This window comes from Rhodococcus sp. YH1, from assembly GCF_009939605.1.
GTDB classification, from domain to species: Bacteria; Actinomycetota; Actinomycetes; order Mycobacteriales; family Mycobacteriaceae; genus Rhodococcus; species Rhodococcus aetherivorans.
This window is the reverse complement of the sequence record NZ_WVTE01000207.1, coordinates 34,488-53,627: the sequence shown is the minus strand read 5'-3', so window position 1 is coordinate 53,627 and position 19,140 is coordinate 34,488. Positions and strand designations below refer to the sequence as shown.

At 70.4% G+C, this 19,140-nt stretch carries 6 protein-coding genes and 2 pseudogenes; 1 reads left to right on the top strand and 7 read right to left on the bottom strand.

The genetic code is table 11. From position 1 onward, the window contains the following. Together AIIKEEIJ_RS14970 and uvrA are read right to left on the bottom strand one after the other, a co-directional pair. Window positions 1-439, bottom strand: a pseudogene (locus tag AIIKEEIJ_RS14970) (lipase); the annotation flags it as partial. 40 nt (window positions 440-479) lie between these two features. Beyond that, entirely contained in the window at window positions 480-3,413 is a 2,934-nt protein-coding gene (uvrA, locus tag AIIKEEIJ_RS14965; RefSeq protein WP_006936517.1) for an excinuclease ABC subunit UvrA, read from the bottom strand. A gap of 173 nt (window positions 3,414-3,586) precedes the next feature. Between uvrA and AIIKEEIJ_RS14960 the strand changes: the two genes are divergently transcribed. Further along, window positions 3,587-4,276, top strand: coding sequence for an MBL fold metallo-hydrolase (locus AIIKEEIJ_RS14960; protein WP_029543903.1), 690 nt, complete (start codon window positions 3,587-3,589; stop codon window positions 4,274-4,276). A gap of 284 nt (window positions 4,277-4,560) precedes the next feature. Here AIIKEEIJ_RS14960 and AIIKEEIJ_RS34325 read toward each other — a convergent pair. The 5 genes and pseudogenes from AIIKEEIJ_RS34325 to AIIKEEIJ_RS14940 all read right to left on the bottom strand — a co-directional run. Next, window positions 4,561-4,830, bottom strand: a pseudogene (locus AIIKEEIJ_RS34325) (transposase); the annotation flags it as partial. Next, window positions 4,791-5,081 carry a transposase gene (locus AIIKEEIJ_RS34320; RefSeq protein ID WP_202917061.1) on the bottom strand — a complete coding sequence of 97 codons (291 nt, stop codon included), beginning with the start codon at window positions 5,079-5,081 and terminating at the stop codon, window positions 4,791-4,793. The pseudogene AIIKEEIJ_RS34325 and the gene AIIKEEIJ_RS34320, both read right to left, overlap by 40 nt. 67 nt (window positions 5,082-5,148) lie before the next feature. After that, on the bottom strand, window positions 5,149-5,940 hold the full coding sequence (locus AIIKEEIJ_RS14950; RefSeq protein ID WP_051359191.1) for a hypothetical protein: 792 nt from the start codon (window positions 5,938-5,940) through the stop codon (window positions 5,149-5,151). Between the two features lie 635 nt (window positions 5,941-6,575). Then, the gene (locus AIIKEEIJ_RS14945) at window positions 6,576-8,009 is read right to left on the bottom strand and encodes a DUF1254 domain-containing protein (RefSeq protein WP_029543908.1); all 1,434 of its coding nucleotides are present in this window, start codon (window positions 8,007-8,009) and stop codon (window positions 6,576-6,578) included. A gap of 189 nt (window positions 8,010-8,198) precedes the next feature. Beyond that, complete coding sequence (locus tag AIIKEEIJ_RS14940; protein WP_161995979.1) at window positions 8,199-18,815, bottom strand: type I polyketide synthase; 10,617 nt, start codon at window positions 18,813-18,815, stop codon at window positions 8,199-8,201. Window positions 18,816-19,140 lie beyond the last annotated feature (325 nt).

Genomic DNA, 19,140 nt, shown 5'->3' with positions numbered 1-19,140 from the left:
GGAGGCCGGGGCTGCCGAGACCGGGGTAGTCGGTGGCGACGACCGCGTATCCCTGGGCGAGCCAGTGCGCCAGGTATCCGTTGTCGATGCGGCCGTCGACGGTGGGGGCGCACCGGTCCGCGATTCCGACCGCGCCGTGTCCCCACGACACCACCGGCCAGCCGCCGGTGGGCGCGGCGCCCGACGGCACGAAGACCGCGCCGGTGCTCAGGGCCGGCACCCCGCGCGGTCCGGTGGTGCGGTAGGTGAGCACCGACGCGGCGGACGCACCCGGCAGCCACCACTGCCGCGGCAACGGATCGACCCGGACGACGGTGCCCGGCGGGTCCGCCTCGCTGCCTGCGGGCCGGGCCGCCGCAACCCCGGCCGTGAGCAGCATCGCCGTCACGAGCGCGGCGACGATCCCGCGGACACGACCACCGGAGAACGTCCGTGCCACCCCATCCCCCTTCGCGGTCCGCGGCGCGTCGGCGCCGAGGTCAGCTCGCGGCCGCCACCTTCCGCGGCGCGCGCTTGCGCGCCGGCTTGCGGGCGGGCGCGGGCTCCTGGGCGACGGACTCGGCGAGCGCCTCGCGCAGGAACGTGCCGGTGTAGCTGCCCTCGACCGCCGCGACGTCCTCGGGCGTGCCCTGCGCGACGACGGTGCCGCCGCCGGAGCCCCCTTCGGGGCCCATGTCGATGATCCAGTCCGCCGTCTTGATCACGTCGAGATTGTGTTCGATCACGATCACCGTGTTGCCCTTGTCGACGAGCCCGTTGATCACGCCGAGCAGCTTGCGGATGTCCTCGAAGTGCAGACCGGTGGTCGGCTCGTCCAGCACGTACACGGTGCGGCCCGTCGACCGCTTCTGCAGCTCCGCGGCGAGCTTGACGCGCTGCGCCTCGCCCCCCGAGAGCGTCGGGGCCGGCTGGCCCAGGCGCACGTATCCGAGGCCGACGTCGACAAGGGTGCGCAGGTAGCGGTGGATCGAGGTGACCGGCTCGAAGAACTCGGCGGCCTCCTCGATGGGCATGTCCAGCACCTCGGCGATGGTCTTGCCCTTGTAGTGCACCTCGAGGGTCTCGCGGTTGTAGCGGGCCCCGTGGCACACCTCGCACGGCACGTACACGTCGGGCAGGAAGTTCATCTCGATCTTGAGCGTGCCGTCACCCGAGCAGGCCTCGCATCGGCCGCCCTTGACGTTGAACGAGAACCGGCCCGGCTGATAGCCGCGCACCTTCGCCTCGGTGGTCGCGGCGAACAGGGTGCGAATCTTGTCGAACACGCCCGTGTAGGTGGCCGGATTCGACCGCGGGGTACGGCCGATCGGCGACTGGTCCACCTGCACGAGCTTGTCGAGCTGGTCGAGCCCGTTGACGCGGGTGTGCCGGCCGGGCACCTGCCGCGCGCCGTTGAGCTTGTTGGCCATGACCGTCGCGAGAATGTCGTTGACCAGGGTCGACTTGCCGGATCCGGAGACACCGGTGATGGAGGTGAGCACGCCGAGCGGGAAGGCCACGTCGATGCCGCGCAGGTTGTTCTCGCGGGCGCCGACGACGGTGACCTGACGCTTGCGGTCCACCGGCCGGCGCTGCTCCGGCACCTCGATCCGCTGACGTCCGGACAGGTACGCGCCGGTGAGCGACTCGGTGCACTCGAGCAGTTCCTTGTAGGGGCCGGTGTGCACGACGCGACCGCCGTGCTCGCCGGCGTACGGCCCGATGTCGACGACCCAGTCGGACGCGCGGATGGTGTCCTCGTCGTGCTCGACGACGATCAGGGTGTTGCCGAGATCACGCAGCCGCGTGAGGGTTTCGATGAGCCGGCGGTTGTCGCGCTGGTGCAGGCCGATGGACGGCTCGTCCAGGACGTACAGGACACCGACCAGGCCCGAGCCGATCTGGGTGGCGAGGCGGATGCGCTGTGCCTCCCCGCCGGACAGGGTGCCGGCCGCGCGGGACAGGGTGAGGTATTCGAGTCCCACGTCGAGCAGGAACCCGAGACGCGCCTGGATCTCCTTGAGCACCTGCCCTGCGATGGCCTCCTCCCGCGCCCCGAGGGTCAGGGCGTTCAGGAACTCGGCGCACTCGGCGATGGACAGGTCGGAGACCTCGGCGATGGACTTGTGTCCGTGCTCGCCCGCGGCGATCGTCACCGCGAGGATCTCCGGACGCAGCCGCGCGCCCTCGCACGTGGGGCACGGGATCTCCCGCATGTACCCGTCGTAGCGTTCCTTCATCTGCTCGGACTCGGTCTGTTCGAGCCGGCGGTGCAGGAACGGCATCACGCCCTCGAACTCGGCGTAATACGACCGTGTCCGGCCGTACCGGTTCTTGTAGCGGACGTGGACCTGTTCCGGGCTGCCCTCGAGGATGGCCTTGCGGGCCTTGGCCGGCAGCTTGTTCCACGGGGTGGACATCTCGAAGCCCATGATGTCGGCGAGCCCGGACAGCAGCCGGGTGAAGTACTCGGAGGTCTGCCCCATCGACCAGGGCGCGATCGCACCGTCCTCGAGGCTGAGTTCCGGGTCCGGCACGACGAGCTCCGGGTCGACCTCCTTGCGGATGCCGAGGCCGGTGCATTCGGGGCAGGCGCCATACGGGGAGTTGAACGAGAAGGACCGGGGTTCGAGTTCGTCGATGGACAGGGGGTGCCCGTTCGGGCAGGCGAGCGTCTCGGAGAAGCGACGCTCGCGGTCGGCGGCGTTCTCGTCCCGGTCCACGAAGTCGAGGACGACGATGCCCTCCGCCAGGCGCAGCGCGGTCTCGATCGAATCGGTGAGCCGCTGCTTGGCGCTCGCCTTGACCGCGAGGCGGTCGACGACCACCTCGATGTCGTGTTTCTCCTGCTTCTTCAGCTTCGGCGGATCGGTGAGGGGATAGACCACTCCGTCGACCCGCACGCGGGCGTACCCCTGCACGGTCAGCTGCTCGAACAGGTCGACGAATTCCCCCTTGCGGGTGCGCACGACCGGGGCGAGCACCTGGAACCGGGTGCCCTGCTCCATGTCGAGGACCTGGTCGACGATCTGCTGCGGCGTCTGCCGGGCGATCTGCTCCCCGCACTGCGGGCAGTGCGCCGTGCCTGCGCGGGCGTAGAGCAGGCGCAGATAGTCGTAGACCTCGGTGATGGTGCCCACCGTCGAGCGCGGGTTCCGGTTGGTGGACTTCTGGTCGATGGACACCGCCGGCGACAGGCCCTCGATGAAGTCGACGTCGGGTTTGTCCATCTGGCCGAGGAACTGGCGTGCGTAGGCGGACAGCGACTCGACGTAACGGCGCTGCCCCTCGGCGAAGATCGTGTCGAACGCCAGGCTCGACTTGCCCGACCCGGACAGGCCGGTGAAGACGATCAGGCTGTCACGCGGCAGGTCCAGGTCGATCCCCCGCAGGTTGTGCTCCCGCGCGCCACGCACGATCAGGCGATCCGCCACGCCACGTCCCTCCTCGTCGGATCCCCTGGACGGTCGGATCCGGTCGCATCTCGATTCACCGACGTCACGTCGCGCAACTCGGCCCTGGACCATGGTAGGCGCGCCCACCGACACGTTCCGGTTCCCGACCGCCGCGCACGCGGGCGACGGGCCTCGGCGGTAACGTGCCTCACATGTCGCAGCAGCCCTTGGTCATCGACGACGACTACACCGGCGAGGTCACCCCCGGCGGTCCCGCGCAGCGCCGCACCGTGCCCGGCGCGACCATCGTCAAGCTGTCCGTCGGACCCATGGACAACAACACGTACCTGGTCACGGATTCCGCCACCGGCAGATCTGTGTTCCTCGATGCAGCGAACGAGCCGGAGTTGCTGACCCGGTTCCTCGCCGAGCACGCCCCGAAACTCGAGCTGATCGTCACGACCCACCAGCACTGGGACCACTGGCAGGGCCTCGAGGCGGTCGCGGCGTCGACCGGGGTTCCCACGGCGGCGCACCCGCTCGACGCCGAGCAGCTCCCGGTCACGCCCGATCGGTTGCTCATGGAAGGCGACACCGTCGCCGTCGGCGAGCTCGGTCTCGAGGTGATCCACCTGTCCGGGCACACCCCCGGCTCGATCGCGCTGGTCCTCACCGAGGCCGGCACCGGACGGCACCACATCTTCACCGGTGACTCCCTCTTCCCCGGCGGCCTGGGCAAGACCGCGGACGCCGAGAAGTTCACCTCGCTGTACGACGACGTCGACACCAAGATCTTCGGCCGCTTCGGTGACGACACGGTGATCTACCCCGGCCACGGCAAGGACACCACCCTGGGCGCCGAGCGTCCGCATCTCCACGAGTGGCGCGAGCGCGGTTGGTGAGGGACGCGACCGCCCGCGGCCTCGCGTCCGCGATCGCTGCATCGAGCAGCCGGGACGCGCCCTGGGCCATCGTCGACAGATTCGCCCACGCCAACCGCCGCGCTCACGTCGTCCCCCAATCCCGGAAGTCCGACGCGGCCGCCACCTGCACCTCACCCAGTGCGTCCAGGTCCGCCAACGTCCAGGCGACAGCGAGTGCACATAGATTGCGGAAGAAGACCGCCCAGAACTGGGCATTTCGGGCTCTTCCGGACTTGGAGTGCATCGATCGCGTGGGTGAGGTTGCCGCAGTGCAGCAACGACCGGATCCGATAATGGAGAAGGTTGCGGAATCCGAGAGCGTGCCGACGTAGCCCTTCGAGCCGGCCGTTGATCGCCTCGGTCGGCCCGTTCGAGGCCCGGTACTCAAAGTACGCCAGCACATCGGCCCTGCGCCGATGCAGCGTGCGCCCGAGCTGAGCGAGTTCATCGAGACCGTCCGGGAGACCGGAGCGGATCGTGTCGATCACCCGGGTCAGTTCCGTCCTGCCACGCCGACGGTCGTGGTCGGCGTAGGCGTCGATGACGTCCTGGTAGACCCGCCACGTGACCGCGAACGGCCGGTGCCGATCGTCGACGACCACGCCTCGAGACGTCGGCGTTTCCGGTCGCTGAGCAACTCCTGCCGGGTGCGGGCGGTGCGGCGGACGCCGTAGAGCGGATCCCCCGATCGGCCCCGGTGCCCGCGGGTGTGCTGCTGGATGCGCTGTCGACACAGATCCAGCTTGGCGCCGGCCAGGGCGACGATGGGGAATGGGTCCCTCACCGCCGGCCGTTGCCGCCAAACTCCCCCTTTCGTCGCTCGAAACCCCGCGGCCACCGCGTCTTCGCCTTCAGCGTGCCCAGTACTGCAGCATCGGTTCGTCGGCCAGTTGCGTACCTCCTCGGGTGATGATGAGTGCGTCCCGGTCGATCCAGTACTGCACGCCGTCGTTTGTCACGACGTACCCGAGTTCGGTGCGGACCGGATCGTCGATCTCGATGGGGGCCCCGTCGCTGAGCCGTACCCCCTTGTAGTACAGCCGACCGACCCCGGTCTCGCAGATGACGACCAGCGACTGCGGGGTACGACCGATGAGTACCGCCAGGTTGGTGTAGTTGCAGCGTCCCCCCGGAACACCGATGAATCCCTGCGCGTCGGTACCGGGAACAGTCGGCAGTTGTGCCGCCGTGCGGGGTGCGCTGACCGTCGAGGAGGGAACGGGGTTGGTCATGCGCGGTGTGGAGGATGGGCCGGTCGGCAATAGCTCAATGATGTTTACGGTGAACTTCGGCACGGTGGTGCGGCCCCCGATCTGGGTGTCGTAAGAGTACGACCCGTCCACCTCGACGTACATCTTGACGATGTCGTCCTCGACCACGTTGGCCACCAACGCGGATTGGTCGGCCTCGAGGGCGGTGTTCTGGTCGTAGTCGTACGGGCTGTCCTGCAGGACGGCGGCGGTGTCGGCTCGGAAGCGGTCGGTGCCGGTGGCTGAGTCGAACTGGGTCACCCGGCCGTAGACGACGATCTTCCGTCCCCTAAAAGCATCCGGGTCTTTCACCAGCAGAGCAAAGTCCCGCTCCGAGATTTCCTGATAGGAGACCGGATCGAGCTTGGCGGGGTCCTCCGGCTGTGTGGTCATCGCGCCGCTATCCACGACTGAGGATCGGCTGGAGCTCAAGGTGGAGTCACCTCCACTGCACGACTGGACGCTGAGGATGAAAACCACAAGGCATGCCAGCACAGCCCAAGGCCATTTCGACTTCTTCCGCTTCCCCGGCTGCGAAGGCGGGACCTGAAAGGCTCCGTAACCTGGCACAGTTCCAGGATTACCGGGATAGCCGTAAGGCTGTTGAGGGTACCCATAGCCTTGCGATGCCGTCCCATACGGCTGTTGCGCCCCTGTAGGTGGCTGGTCGGGATGAGGGTATGGGGGCGGCTGTGTCATGCCTTCGTCCATTCGGTGGAGGCCTGCCCTCGTATTGGAGCGGACCAAGTGGTTCGCTAGGACTATCACGAAGTGACACCGGCCGTTACAGGACCATTCCTGGGAGTCGTCCCCGGGAGCCGTCTCGCCGACGCCGTAAACGTCCAGGCTGCAAGCGGATGGGCTATCAGGGAAGAGGGTTGCGAAGGGCGGTACTCGCGCGTCCAGCGGTCAGAATGAGGCGTCCCACTTTCCGATGCTGACCTGGCATTCCTCGGCCGCAGGCTCCTCAGTGAAGGACATCACCTTCCCGATATGCTCACGGAGCACCTCAAGCACCTCGGCTAGGGTTACCCGACCGGTTCGATGTCCGGGAGCCTCCAGGTCTTGTCGAACCATGGTTCCAGCGGCCCATAGAGGCGGAACATCGCGAACCAGCCCTTGCCGGGCAGGGTCTGGACCCAGCTGTGGCCCTCGGCGGGCGGTTCGGGTCCGAAACAGACGTCGACGGAGCCGTCCTCATTGGTGGTCACGTCCGCGTCCTGGCTGGTCACCGACGGCCACTGCTGATCGGTCTGCAGCATCGAACGGGTCTGGGTGTCGTAGACCAGGATCGACCAGAAGTTGTTCACCGGTACGTTCGGGGGCACGTGCAGCCGGTAGGTGCGGCCGCCGTCGAACGGCGCGCCGGTGGCATCGACGAAGACGTTGGCGTACTGCGACCCGGTCCCGACCATCTTCTGATCCCATGCCGGGCTTGTGCTGCCGTACACGAAGTAGAGCTGGGCGGCGGAATCGAGCAGCAGAACCCCGTCTTCCGTGCAGGAGTAGCCGCCGAGGAAGCCGGAGCGCCATGCGCTGCCGGGGTAGAAATACGCCCCCTGCTGACGGAACCGGTAGGTCAGGGCACGAGCAGTCGCGTCCCCGACCATGGCCGCTTCGGCGAGGATCGCGCGCATCCGCTCGTCGGGGTCGAACGGCCTGTCCTGCCGGATCCCGACCGACGCGAACATCCCCAGGGTGAGCGGGTCGGCCGACTCCGGCGGCTCGGACTGCACCACCTCGTCGAGAAGCTCCCAGAAGCGGTGGTCGGCCGGGGCGACCGCGCACATCGGCTCGGGCGAGACGTTGACGAATCGCGTCGGGGACGGGTCGTCGGCTTGGGCGATCGGGTAGATCCGGGTGCGGTTCTTGATCATCTCCACCGCCGGCTGCGGGTCGCCGCGCTCGTCCCGGAAGCCCCGCCAGCCCACCCAGACGCCGTAGGTGCGTGACCGCACCACGAAATCGCCGTCCGGGGCCTCGCCGTCGTAGCCCGGGGGCACGAACAGGAAGCGGCCGCCCTGGCCCTGGTCGGGTCCTGTGATGCCGACGTCGATCACCCACCGGCACCAGGAGTCGATCGCGGCGCCGTACACCTTCGGGGGCACCTCGACGACGACGGGCCCGTCGTGCAGGTCGAGCCAGGCGTAGTTGTACGAGGTGCTCGTGTTGTACACCAGCCCAATGAAGCGCGGGTGGACCAGGTCCTCCCACATCACCAGCGTGGAGTTCGCCGGCCCCCACTGCACCAGCGCCCGGCGCATCGCCGCCACGGCCACCGGGGCCAGCCCCAGCAGGTACGCCTGCACCGCCCGCTGGAAGTCCAGGTTGTCGAACAGCGTCCGGGTCGTCGCATCGTCGGGGAACCCGTCGAAGAACCGCAACGTGCCCAACCGGGTCCGGACCTCGCCCGGCACCTCGATACCGGGCGGAATCGGCGTGGTGTTCGCATGTGATGTCATCTCGCTGTCCTCCTGTGTCGCATGCCCTTACCGCACCCCTCCGCCGCAGACCGGACCGTGTGCTTCACCCGCCGGGCCGACGTGGACGCCTCGTTCGGGCTTGTGCACCCGGCTTCATCCGAGAAGCGGGTACCGGAGCGCCGGTCCCGACCCCGACGCTGTGCGCGCAACGCTCGGCACCTCTTCGGTTCACAGACCGCGATCGATCATGTCGAGGATCTCCTCGCTGGTCGCGGCACGAATCCTGCCGACGGGATCGGCATGGGTATCGTCGGCCGCAGCAACTTCGGCCAGCAGGTTCCCCAACCGCTGCGCGATCGCCGACCGCGCCGCGCTGTCTTCGCCGAGCTCGGCGATGGTCGCCCGAAGCCGGTCGACATCGGCGAGGGCAACCGACACCGGGTCCGGAATGAGTTCGGCTCGCAGAAACTCGGCGACGGCACGCGGGCTCGGGTGGTCGAACACCATGGTCGGCGGCAACCGCAGCCCGGTGACGGCACCGAGATGGTTGCGGAGCGCAACAGCCGCCAGCGAGTCGAAGCCGAGTTCCTTGAACGCCTGGTCCGGGTCGACCGAGTCCGAGGCGTCGTAGCCGAGTACGGCGGCGGCGCCGGCCCGTACCAGGTCGAGCATCAGGTGTCGCTGTTCGGGAATCGACCGGTCGGCGAGGCGCTGCGCCCACTCCGCCGGCCCGGACGCCGTCGATCCGGTCCCGACCGGATCCGACCCCGCGGCGCGCGGGCGCGATTCCCGGATCAGACCACGCATCGGGGCCGGAACGTGGGGGGCGGCCGAACCGGAGGGGTCGAACCGAGCGGCCGCCAGAGCGGGGGCACCGGCGGTCAACGCGCTGTCGAAGAGCGCCAGCCCGTCGGCAGCGGTCATCGGTACCAATCCGCTGCGGCGTGCCCGGACGAGATCGATCGCACCGAGGTTGTCGGTCATGGCGCTCGGTGGTGCCCACATCCCCCACGCGATCGAGAGGGCGGGCCGCCCGAGGGCGCGGCGGTGATGGGCGAGAGCGTCGAGAAACATGTTCGCGGCCGCGTAGTTCGCCTGCCCGGGGGCTCCCAGGATGCCGGCGAGCGACGAGAACATGACGAAGGCTCGCACGTCGCATTTCGCGGTCAGCCGGTGCAGGTGCCAGGCTGCGTCCACCTTCGGCCGCAGCACCGCGTCGAGACGTTCGGGGGTGAGCGACGCCAGGGTGCCGTCGTCGAGCACTCCGGCCGCGTGGATCACCGCCGTCAGTGGGTGCTCGGACGGTATCCGGGCCAGTAATCCGGCGACTGCCGACTCGTCGGAGGTGTCGCAGGCGACGATGCTCACCTCGGCCCCCATGCCGCCGAGTTCGCGGCGCAGCCGGCCGCAGCCCTCGGCGTCGGGTCCGCGGCGGCTGGTCAACACCAGATTCCGGGCCCCGTGCTCGGTCACCAGGTGGCGCGCCACCAACGATCCGACCGTGCCGGTGCCGCCGGTGACGAGAACGGTGCCGCGGGGATCGAGGGGCGATCCCGACTCGTCGACGGCGCGCATACGCCGCAACCGAGGCGCATACAGGAGGTTGTGCCGGGCCGCCAATTGCGGTTCCCCGCTTGCCGATGCCGAGGTGAGCACGGCCTCGGCGTCCGACTCGTCGTCGAGGTCGATCAGCAGGAACCGGCCCGGGTTCTCGTTCTGCGCGGAGCCCACGAGGCCCCACACCGCCGCGGCCGCGAGGTCGGCGCGAGCGTCCCGGTCCTGCCCGTCGTCGGTGACCATCGCGTTGCGGGTGACGATCACCAGCGGGCTGTCGGCGACAGCGTCCTCGTCCAGCCACTCCTGCAGCAGCCGCAGCACCCGCGCGCACAGTTCGTGGGTCGCGTCCGGACCGTGCTCGCCCTCGGTGCGGCACCCGACCAGCACCGTCCACGGACGCCGATCGTCGTCGCCCGGCCCGCACTCCATCGCGGTGCGCAGGGCCCCCACGTCGGGATAGCGCGGCAGCGCCGCGCCGAGGCCCCGGTCACCCGCCCCCTCGGCACCGAGGACCGCCACCGGACCGCGGGGCCGCTCGGATGAGGCACCCTCCACCCGAACCCAGGTCAGCCGGTGCAGTCGCCGGGGCGCCGCACGGGCTGCCCCGTCCGCGGCGACCGCCCTCGGCACCACCCGCAGCGCATCGACCGTCAGCACCGGTCCCCCTCCGGGGCCGGTGGTGACGACGCGATACCGGCCGTCCTCGCTCGGCGCGAACCGCACCGACACCGCCTCCGCACCGACGGTGTGCAGCCGGATTCCCGACCAGGTCAGCGGCCAGCCGTCCCGCCCGAGAACCGGCTCGAGCGCCGCGTGCAGCAGCTGCGGATGGATACCGAAACCGCTGGTGTCGGTGCCTTCGTCGAGGTGCACTTCGGCCTCGGCGTCGCCCGGGACGCGCGGCGGTGCCCCGGCGACGACGTCGTCGATCGTCGCCGAGGCGTTCGGAATCCAGGTGTCCGCGCCGTCGGTCTCCCCCGGGTTCGACGAGATGGTGACGGTGCGAGTGTCGGGGTTGCCGGCCGGCGACACGAGCACCCGAATCGATGCCGTCCCCGACGACGGGAGGATCAGCGGGCGGTGCAGGGTGAGTTCGTCGATGTGGTCGAGACCGGCTCGTCGGGCGACATGCAAGGTGAGTTCGACCAACACCGCCGGTGACACCGTCCGCGGGCCATCGGTCGACGGCGGGTCGCCGTCGTCGGCGGGCGGTGCCACGAGCCAGGTATCCCGCTCGAGCGAGAGCTGTCCGGTGTACAACGTCGCGTCGTCGTCGAGTGTCACCGCGGCGCCGAGCAGCGGATGATCCGCCGGGCTCAGCCCCAACTCCGTCGGATCGCCGGGATTTCGCGCAGGCGCCGACGGCCAGAAGGAACGACGCTGGAATGCGTAGGTGGGCAGGTCCACCCGGCGACGACCGGGCAGCACCCGATCCCAGTCGATCGTGATGCCCTGCACGTAGGCGGCGGCGACCGCTTCGATGATCTCGTGGGTCTCGTCTCCGTGTCCGGGCAGTGTCGCGATCGCGTTCGGGACGATCTCGGCCGCGTGTGTGGCCAGGGCCGCGCCGGGACCGACTTCGACACAACGGGTGACGCCGAGTTCGTCGAGGGCGCGAATGCCGTCGTGGAATCGCACCGGTTGCCGGATGTGCCGGGTCCAGTAGTCCGCCGACCCGAGTTCGTCGACGGTCGCGAGGCGCCCGGTGACGTTGGAGACGACCGGCATCTTCGGCGACTGTGGGGTCAGGTTCGACACGACGGTGGCGAATTGCCCGAGGATGGGTTCCATCAGGGTGGAATGGAAGGCCCGCTCGACCCGCAGGCTCGTGGTCGTCATGCCGGCCGCGGACAGTTCGGAGGCGACCGCGTGCACGTCGCGTTCGCCGCCCGCGAGGACCACCGATTCGGCGCCGTTGACCGCCGCGAGATCGACCCGGCCATCGATTCGCGTCACGACATCTCCCGCGCGTGCGCGCACGGCGATCATCCGGCCCGGTTCGGTCGACTGCATCAACCGTCCGCGCTCCCCCACCAGGGCGGCGGCATCGGGCAGGCTGAACACCCCCGCGACGTGTGCGGCGGTGATCTCTCCGATCGAATGGCCGATCAGATAGTCGGGGGTGATGCCCCACTCCCACAGCAGCCGGCAGAGCGCGACCTCGACCGCGAACAGCGCCGGTTGGGTGTATTCGGTGCTGTCGAGTTTCGCGGCACCCCCCTCGGTGTCACCCCAGATCACCTGCCGCAGCGGAATTTCCCTGTGCGCGTCGAATGCGGAACACACGTCGTCCAGGGCCGCCGCGAACACCGGGTAGGCATCGTAGAGGCCGCGCCCCATCCCGATCCGTTGCGCACCCTGGCCGGTGAACATGAAGGCCGTCTTGCCGCGGGTGCTCGTCCCGGCGACAACGTTGCCGCCCGGTCGCCCCGCGACGATGCGGGCCAGGCCCTCGCGTAGGTCGGCCCGGGTTTCGCCGATCACCGCGGCGCGGTGGGAGAAGCCGGATCGGGTGGTTGCCAGAGAGTATGCGAGGTCGGCGAGATCCGGAGCGTCGTCCCCGCTCTGCGAGACGAACTCGTCACTGTCGAGGAACTCGGCCAACCGGGCGGCCTGCGCACGCAGCGCATCACCGGTCTTTCCGGAGATCACCCAGATGAGCGGCGTTGCGGATCGGGGCGCCACCTCGGTCGGTGCGGCACCGGGTGGCTGCTCGAGGATCACGTGCGCGTTCGTGCCGCTGATGCCGAACGACGAGACCCCCGCGCGACGGGGCCGTCCGGTGTCCGGCCACGCCACCGGTTCGGCGAGCAGGGAGACCTCGCCGGCGGGCCAATCGACGTGCCGGGTCGGGGCGTCGCTGTGCAGGCTCGGCGGCAGCACCCCGTGCCTCATCGCCATCACCATCTTGATCACGCCGGCCACCCCCGCCGCCGCCTGGGCATGGCCGATGTTCGACTTGACCGAGCCGAGCCACAGCGGTTGCCCCGCCCGACCGTGCCCGTAGGCGGCCAGCAGCGCCTGCGCCTCGATGGGGTCACCGAGCGTCGTGCCGGTGCCGTGTGCCTCCACGGCGTCGATGTCGGCGGGGCCGAGCGCGGCGTCGGCGAGTGCCCGGCGGATCACCCGCTCCTGGGACGGCCCGTTCGGGGCGGTCAATCCGTTGGAGGCCCCGTCCTGGTTGACCGCCGATCCGCGGACGATCGCCAGTACCCGGTGGCCGTTGCGCCGGGCGTCGCCGAGTCGCTCCAGCACCACCATTCCCGCGCCCTCGGCGAGCCCGGTGCCGTCTGCCCGGTCGGAGAACGGCTTGCACCGTCCGTCCGGGGCGAGCCCCCGCTGGCGGCTGAACTCGATCAGCACGCCGGGAGTGGCCATCACCGTCGCCCCGCCGGCCAGCGCGAGCGCGCATTCGCCGTCGCGCAGCGCCCGCGCCGCGAGATGCACGGCCACCAGCGACGACGAGCAGGCGGTGTCGACGGTGACTGCGGGACCGGTGAAGCCGAGGGTGTAGGAGATCCGGCCGGACGCCACGCTGTTGCTGGTCCCGGTCATCAGATAGCCCTCGGCGTCGACAGTGCGCTGAGTCATCAGAGAGAACCCGTAGTCGCCCCCCATCAGCCCGACGTACACCCCGGTGTCGGTGAGTCCGGGCGAATTCGGTGGGATCCCGGCCTGTTCCAACGCTTCCCAGGCGCTCTCCAGGAGCAGCCGGTGCTGCGGGTCCATCGCGATCGCCTCGCGCGGGCTGATGCCGAAGAACGCGGCGTCGAATTCGTCGGCGTCGTAGAGGAATCCGCCTTCGCTCATGTACGTCGTGCCGCTGCGGTCGGGGTCGGGGTGGTAGACGTCGTCGAGATTCCAGCCTCGGTTGCGGGGGTAGGGCCCCACGGCGTCGTTGCCGTCGCGGACGAGTCGCCACAGGTCGTCCGGGCAGTACACCCTGCCCGGGTACCTGCAGGCCATCCCTACGATCGCGATCAGCTCGTCGTCCCCGCGAGTCCGCGTCGGTCGGGTCGGCTGCGGAGCCGCAGCGCTGCCGATCAGCCGAGCCTCGAGCTCCCGGGTGAGCGCCTCCGCGGTCGGATGATCGAACACCACCGTCGCGGGCAGCGTGACGCCGGTGGCGGTGGCGAGCTGATTGCGCAGTTGCACGGCGGTCAGCGAGTCGAAGCCGAGTTGCTTGAAAGCCCGTTCCGGGTCGATCGCTTCTTTTCCGTCGTGGCCGAGCACGGCGGCCACATGGGTGGTGACGAGGTCCAGCAGCCGACTGTGACGCTCTCCGGGATTCAGCGCCCGCAACTCCTCGGCGAGGCCGGTGGGCGGCTCGGCGGCAGCGGCGCGACGATGACGGCTACCGAGGACCCGGCGCAAGATGGGCGGGATCGACTCACCGTCGACCCGAGCGGAACGCGTCGCGAGCCGTATCGGCACGACCAGCGGACTGTTCACGGCAAGCGCCGCGTCGAACAGGGTCAGCCCCGACTCCGGGCTGATGGTGTCGATGCCGGTGCGCCGCAACCGGTCGAGGTCGGCCGCGCCGAGATGGGACGTCATCCCGCTGGGGCGGGCCCACAACCCCCAGGCCATGGCGATCGCCGGCAGCCCGCGGACGCGGCGGTGCTGCGCGAGTGCGTCCAGGAACACATTCGCCGCCGCGTAGTTTGCCTGGCCGGCGCCGCCGAGCACACCCGCCGCGGAGGAGAAGAGCACGAACGCCGACAGCTCGCGGTCGCGCGTGAGTTCGTGCAGATGCCAGGCACCGTCCGCCTTGGGCCGGAGGACGGCGTGCAGCTGGTCCTGCGTCAAGGTGGCGGCGGTGGCATCGTCGAGCACCCCGGCGGCGTGGATCACGCCCGACAGGTCGGGAATGGCGGCCAGCAGAGCGGCCACCGCTGCCCGATCGGCCACGTCGCAGGCGGCGACGCTAACCTCGGCCCCCGACTCGGTGAAATCGGCGCGCAGTGCGGCCGCACTCTCGGCGTCGAGCATGTGTCGGCCGGTCAGCACCAGCCGCCGCACGCCGTATCGCGCTACGAGGTGGCGGGCGATCAGTCTGCCGATGGTTCCTGTGCCACCGGTGATCACGACCGTGCCGCCCGGGCCGAAGGGCGGCGGGCCCGATTCGGGTGCGGCGTCGGGCGGCGTCACCGCGGCGAGCATGGGCGCCAGGAGTACACCGTCGCGGATCGCCAGCTGAGGTTCGTTGCAGGCCAACGCCGTTGCCAGCACCTCAGGACGGGCGAGGGCAGGGGCCGCCGCGTCCAGGTCCACCAGGGTGATGCGGTTCGGATGCTCGTGTTGCACCGCACCGAGCAGCCCCCACGCGGGCGCGGCAGACACGTCGATCGGGTCGTCGTCGCGGACCGCCACCGCGAGCCTGGTCGTCACCAGCAGGCGGGTCTCGGCCAGGTGATCCGCGCGGAGCCAGGACTGGACCGCCCGCAACGTCGCCTCCGCGGCGGCGTGCACCCGGGTCGGCATGTCCGGCCCGTCGCCCGGTTCGCAAGCCAGCCACAGCACGCGACCTGCGTGATCACCGCCGGTGAGCGCCTCCTCGAGCGGCACCAGGTCGGCCGAAGCGGTGGTGGCGGCACCGACGGGCATCCACGCCACTCGGTAGAGGCTGTCGCCGGTCCCGGCGGCCGGTACGCGCGTATCCCCGAGCGGCCTCAGCGCCAACGAATCGGCGGTCAACACCGGTTTACCGGCCGCGTCGTACGCGGATATCCGGTAGCGGTCGGGCCCGATCGGGGTGATGTGCACGCGCAGGGCGGTTGCGCCCACCGCGTGCAGCTGCACTGTGCCCCAGGCGAACGGCAGCCGGAGGTCGCGTGCACCGGTCGCGGCGGTTCCGAGCGCGATCAGGTGCAGCGCCGCGTCGAGCACCGCCGGGTGGATCCCGTATCCCGCGACCGCCGCAGCCGGGTCCTCGCCGTTCAGCCGCACTTCGCCGTACAGGTCGTCACCGCGGCGCCACGCCGCCCGGAGTCCTCGAAAGCTCGGGCCGTACCCGTAGCCGGCCTCGTCGAGCAGTCCGTAGAGCCCTCCGATGTCGATCGGCGTGACGTCGGCGGGCGGCCACCGGTGTTCGGCGAGGTCGGTGGTCTCCGAGCCCGGGGTGAGGGTGCCGGTGGCGTGCCGGGTCCACGGAGTCTGCTGTGCGGCATCCACCGGCCGCGAGTGCACCGACACCGTGGCTCGGCCGGTGTCGCCGTCGGCGAGCACGCTCACCTGTAGGGCGACGTCCCCCTCGGCGGGAATCCTGGCGGGTGCCTCAAGGGCGAGTTCGTCGAGCCGGCCGAACCCGACGCGGTTCCCCGCGTGCAGGGCGAGCTCCACGAACGCCGTGCCGGGCAGGATGACGGTGCCGCTGACCGCATGGTCGCTCAGCCACGGAAGACGTCGCGGCGACAGCACGCCCGTGAACACCACGCCCCGGCCGTCACCGAGTTCGACCGACGCGGCAAGCATCGGGTGTCCACCCGTGTCCATGCCCGCCGACGTGACATCACCCTGCGGCGCGGGACTGTCCAGCCAGTAGCGGCGGTGCTGGAAGGCATACGTCGGCAGGTCCACCCACGGCCGCCCACCGTCGCGGCGAGCCCACCCGACCCGGTCCCACTCGATGTGCGCCCCGGACACGTGTGCCTCGGCGAGGGCGGTGGTGAACTGGCGCAGGCCTGCCCGGTCGCGCCGGAGGGTGCAGAGGGCGCGACCCGCGATGCCGGCCGCGTCCAGGGTCTCCTGCAGCGGCACGGTCAGGACCGGATGGCTCCCCGACTCGACGAACAGCCGATACCCGTCGCGGGCCAGAGATCTCGTCGCGTCCTCGAAGCGCACCGGCCGGCGCAGGTTCCGGTACCAGTAGTCGGCGTCGAGTGCGGTGCCGTCCATCATGTCCCCGCTCACCGTCGAGTAGAACGGGATCCGCGAACGCTGCGGGGTGATCGGGGCGAGAGCGTCGAGAATGGGCCTGCGCAGCACCGAGACGTCCGCGCAGTGGGAGGCGTAGTCGACGGTGATGCGCCGGGCCTGGACACCGTCGGCCTGCCACCGCGCGACCAGTACCTCGAGGGCGTCGCCGGGGCCGGACACGACCGTGGCGGCCGGACCGTTGATCGCCGCCACCTCGACGGTCCCGGCCCAGGGTTCGATCTGCTGCCGCACCGCGTCCGCCGGCAGACCCACCGACGCCATGCCACCGCCGCGCCGGGCCGATTCCGTGATCACCCGGCTGCGGGCCGCGACGACGAGCGCCGCGTCGGGCAGGGTCAGCGCGCCGGCGACGTGGGCGGCGGCGATCTCGCCCTGCGAGTGCCCGACCACGGCCGCCGGTTCGACGCCGTGTGCGTGCCACAGCCGCGCAAGACCGACCATCACCGCGAACAGCGCGGGTTGCACGACGTCGGCCCGGTCCAGGGCCGCCGGATCGCGGTCGCGGAGCACGTCGAGCAGCGCGAACCCGGTGTGCGGGGCCAGGGCGTCGGCGCACTCGCGCAGGCTGTCGGCGAACACCGGGGAGGACTCCAGCAGTTCGGTGGCCATGCCCACCCACTGCGCGCCCTGCCCGGGAAAGACGAACACCGGCCGGTCGCCCGCCTCGACCGCCACGCCGGTGATCACACCGGGGTCGGGGGCGCCTCGGCCGAGCGCGTCGAGACCGGACAGCAGGGCCGTCCGGTCGGTACCGAGCACGGCGGCACGGTGGTCGAAGGTCGCGCGGGAGGTCAGCAGCGGGCCGGCCACCTGGGCGGGTGTCAGCTCGGGGTGGTCGGCGACGTAGTCCCGCAGCCTGTGGGCCTGCGCGCGCAGCGCCGGTTCGGTGTGGCCCGACACGAACCAGGCCACGACGTCGTCCGATCCGTCGATCCCGTCGGTGGGCGCAGCGTCCGGCGGTGGGGTCGGCCGCTCCAGCACGACGTGGGCGTTCGTGCCGCTGATGCCGAACGAGGAGACCGCCGCCCGGCGGGGCCGGTCGGTCGCCGGCCATTCCCGGTTCTCGGTGAGCAGGGACACCGATCCGGCGGACCAGTCGACGTGGGGGGTGGGGCGGTCGACGTGCAGCGTTCTCGGCAGCACACCGTGCCGCATCGCCATGATCATCTTGATCACTCCGGCCACTCCGGCGGCTGCCTGGGTGTGCCCGAGGTTCGACTTCACCGAGCCGAGCCACAACGGCCGGTCGGGGGGCCGATCGCGGCCGTAGCCGGCCAGCAGGGCGGACGCCTCGATGGGATCGCCCAGCGTGGTGCCGGTGCCGTGGGCTTCGACCGCGTCGACGTCGGCCGGGCCGAGTCCGGCGTCGGTCAGGGCCTGCCGGATCACCCGTTCCTGGGCCTGCTTGCTCGGGGCGGTCAGGCCGTTGCTGGCGCCGTCCTGGTTCACCGCGCTGCCGCGGACGACGGCGAGGATCCGGCGGTCGTTGCGCTCGGCGTCGGACAGGCGTTCCAGCGCGAGGATCGCGGCGCCTTCGCCCCACGCCGTACCGTCGGCCGCGGCGGAGAACGCCTTACAGCGCCCGTCGTGGGCCAGTCCACGCTGCCGGCTGAACTCGACGAACACCGCGGGCGTCGACATGACGGTCGCCCCGCCGGCCAGGGCGAGTTCGCACTCGCCGTTGCGCAGTGCCTGCATGGCGAGGTGGACGGAAACCAGGGACGACGAGCATGCCGTGTCGACGGTGATCGCGGGTCCGTTCAGTCCGAAGCTGTATGCGACACGGCCGGAGGCGACACTCATCGCGGTGCCGGTGATGAAGTAGCCCGCGAGTTCCTCGGGCGGGGCGCCGCCCGCCCGTGCCGAGTAGTCGATTCCGGACAGACCGGTGAAGACGCCGATCTGCCTGCCGTGCACGGACCGCGGATCGATGCCGGCGTGCTCGAAGGTCTCCCAGCTCGTCTCGAGCAGGAGTCGCTGCTGCGGGTCCATCGCCAGTGCTTCGCGAGGCGAGATTCCGAAGACCTCCGGGTCGAAACCCGCTGCATCGTCGAGAAAGCTACCTTGCACCGTGTACGTCCTGCCGGCCTGCCGGCCCGTCGGATCGTAGAGATCCGCCGCTTCCCAACCCCGGTCCGTGGGGAACCCGGAGACGGTCTCCGAACCGGATTCCACCAGGTGCCACAGATCCTGTGGGGAGCGGACGCCGCCGGGGAACCGGCACCCCATCCCGACGACGGCGATCGGTTCGCGACTCACCCCCTCGACCTCGCGGAGCTTCTCCCGGGCCTGATAGAGCTCTGCGGTCACCCGTTTCAGATAGTCGAGGAGTTTCGCGTCATCGGCCATAATCGAGCTCCAATCCGAGAGCCGTCGTGCCAGCGCCGAGAACTCGATGGTATCCGCCGCCCCCACCCGGACACAGCGATCTGCTCGTGCGATCGTGACCGGTGCGTCGTGCGAGACGACTGTGGGCACGCCACGGACGAATACCTTCTGGAGCGCTCGGCGACCTCCGAGGCCTTCCGATCGAGTTGCTCGTCGGGCTCCTGCCGTGCACTGAACACGTAACCCGGCCGACACGTATCCGCAGGCACCAGCGGGTCCTAGACTGTGGCGATGGGCATCGCTCCGGATGTCGGGGCACCGCGTCGGCGCGGCACCGCCCGATTCG